The 2,522-nt window shown below is 68.3% G+C and carries 2 protein-coding genes and 1 pseudogene; all 3 read right to left on the reverse strand.

The window, feature by feature from the left end; genetic code table 11:
- Window positions 1-413: NAD(P)H-dependent oxidoreductase (locus RMO04_RS05215; RefSeq protein WP_309643733.1), on the reverse strand; the 413-nt coding region annotated here is incomplete at its 3' end.
- Window positions 410-2,158, reverse strand: a complete 1,749-nt coding sequence (locus RMO04_RS05220) for a class I adenylate-forming enzyme family protein (RefSeq protein WP_309643734.1) — start codon at window positions 2,156-2,158, stop codon at window positions 410-412. The genes RMO04_RS05220 and RMO04_RS05215, both read right to left, overlap by 4 nt.
- Before the next feature lie 123 nt (window positions 2,159-2,281).
- Window positions 2,282-2,522, reverse strand: a pseudogene (locus RMO04_RS05225) (acyl-CoA dehydrogenase); the annotation flags it as partial.

A 2,522-nucleotide genomic window follows, 5' to 3' on the forward strand; every position in this document is an offset into this window, starting at 1 on the left:
TGTATGATCGATCTGACGGCGGTCAATGTGGTGCCCCCGGCCTGCCAGCCGCTGGCGGTCACCACCACGCCCACCGCGCGGCCGCTGAAATAGGGTCGCTCGTCCCCGCTCAACAGCTCCAGGGTGTCCAGGGCGTTCTTCATCACGCCGGAGAGGGAGCCGTGATAGCCCGGCGTGGCGATGATGACGCCGTCGGCCACGCGGACGGCGGCCACCAGCTCGGCCTGGTTTTCGGTCGGCCCGCCCGGACCGGGATCGAAGATCGGCAGGCCGGCCAGGAACGGGCCGCCCAGCAGCCGCGTCCGCGCCCCGCCGGCCTCAGCCGCCCGCAGAGCCGCGACCAAGGCCTTCTCGGTGGACGATCCCGCCCGGACCGTGCCGCCGATGCCGAGGATCAGGGGACCCGCGCTCATGCGGCCTCGAAGATCTTCTTCAGCTCAGTCTTCACGATCTTGCCATTGGCGTTGCGCGGCAGGGTCTCGGGCCAGAACACCACCTTCACCGGGACCTTGAACGAGGCCAGGCGCTCACGCACGAAGGCGCGAAGCTCCGCCTCGTCGGCTGTTCCGCCCGGCTTCAGGTGCACCACGGCTCCCGGCTCCTCGCCCAGTGTCTTGTGCGGGATGCCGACCAGGGCGGCGTCCATCACGTCCGGGTGGTCGTACAGCACATTCTCCACCTCGACGCAGTAGATGTTTTCCCCGCCGCGGATCAGCATGTCCTTGGCCCGGTCGATGATGAACAGGAAGCCCTCCTCATCGATACGGGCCAGGTCGCCGGTGCGCAGCCAGCCGTCCTGGAAGGTCTCGGCGGTGGCTTCGGGCTTGTTCCAGTAGAGCTTCACCACCTGCGGGCCCTTGCACCACAGCTCGCCGACTGTTCCCACGGGTAGGATCGTCTTGCCGTCGGCGGGATCTCGCACGTGCATCTCGCCCACCGGGGCAGCGGGCCCGGCGCTGTCGGGGCGGTTCTCGTAGTCTTTGCCCAGGTGGCTGGTGAAGGTGGCGGTGGTTTCGGTCATGCCCCAGCCATTGCCGGGCTGCGAGGCCGGGAAGGTCTCGACGATCTTACGCACCAGCTCCGGCGCCGAGGGCGCGCCGCCGTAGGTCACGGCCTGCAGGGACGACAGGTCGTACTTGGATCGCGCGGGGTGCTCGATGAGCTGCCAGGCGATGGTCGGCACGCCGCCGGTGGCGCTGACCTTCTCGCGCTCGATCAAGGCCATGGCCGGCTCGGCGTCGAAGCGGCGCATGAGCACGAGCTTGCCGCCGGCGTTCATGGTGGGTGACAGGGTCGCCGACAGACCCGTGGCATGGAACATCGGCACCAGCAGCAGGGTGACGCGTTGGGGCAGCTTGTGCGGGTCTGACTCCGGCAGCGGCTGGCCGGCGCGCAGGAAGTTCCGCGACGCCGAGATGCCCCCGGCCATGATGTTCGAGGTCATGTTGCGGTGGGTGCCCAGCGCACCCTTCGGCTTTCCTGTGGTCCCGGAGGTGTAGAGGATGGTGGCGTCGTCCTCGGGGTCCAGCGCGACGTCGGGCAAGGCGAGATCCGGCAGGTCGCCCCAGGAGTTCACGACTCCGATCACGCCTTCCAGCCGGACGATCTTGGGGTCGGTCGGCGCCTCCGTCAGGCGGGGCGCGTAGATCTTCTCAAGGGCCGGCAGGCTCGGCAGGAAGTCCACGATCCGGGCCAGCCGCTCATCGTCGACGATGGCGACCTTAGTCCCGGAATCGGCAAGGCCGTACTCAAGCTCGGGCCCGGTCCACCAGGCGTTCAGCGGCGTGACGATGGCGCCGACCAGGATCCCCGCCCAGAACGCCACCGGCCATTCCGGCAGGTTGCGCATGATCACCGCCACCCGGTCGCCCTTGCGAACGCCGTCGGCCTGAAGCTGGTGGGCCAGGGCCAGGGTCGCGCGGGCGAAGGCCTCGAAGGTGGCGCGGTCGTCCTCGTAGACCAGGAACTCTCGGTCGGCGAAGGTGCGTCCGTTGAGGAAGACGTCGCGCAGGGTCGGGGGCGCGTTCTTCCAGGTGCGGGTCATGATCCCGCGGATGGACTTCTCCTCCATCTCGAAACGGGCGCCCGGCGCGGTGAGCGCGGCGTGGGCCTCGGCGATGGACATGACGGGCCAGGCAGGCGCGGAAGCATCGGACATGCGATCTCTGAAATCTGACAATCAAATGGGCGGCGAATGCGAAGGGCGGCCCCGAGAACCAGGGCCGCCCCACACTAGAGCCAAGTCGCGCCTCGCGGAAAGCGAGGCGCATGAGGAAGGCGGCTAAGCCGGCGCGCTCTCGCGGCGCATCTTGGCGTAGCCCTCTTTGATCTCGGCCAGTTCCTTGCCGTACTTCTCCTCCGCCGCCTCGCGCAGACGGGGGATGTGGTACTTCGGGAAGAGGTCGTTGTCGGGCCGGTAGTCCTTCAAGACCTGCTTGGCGACCGTCACCTTGTGCACCTCAGTGGGACCGTCGGCGATGCCCATGACGAGGCTGGACGTCACCATGTGCATGAACGGCATC

The sequence above is a fragment of the Phenylobacterium sp. genome, assembly GCF_031412415.1.
Taxonomy (GTDB): Bacteria; Pseudomonadota; Alphaproteobacteria; order Caulobacterales; family Caulobacteraceae; genus Phenylobacterium.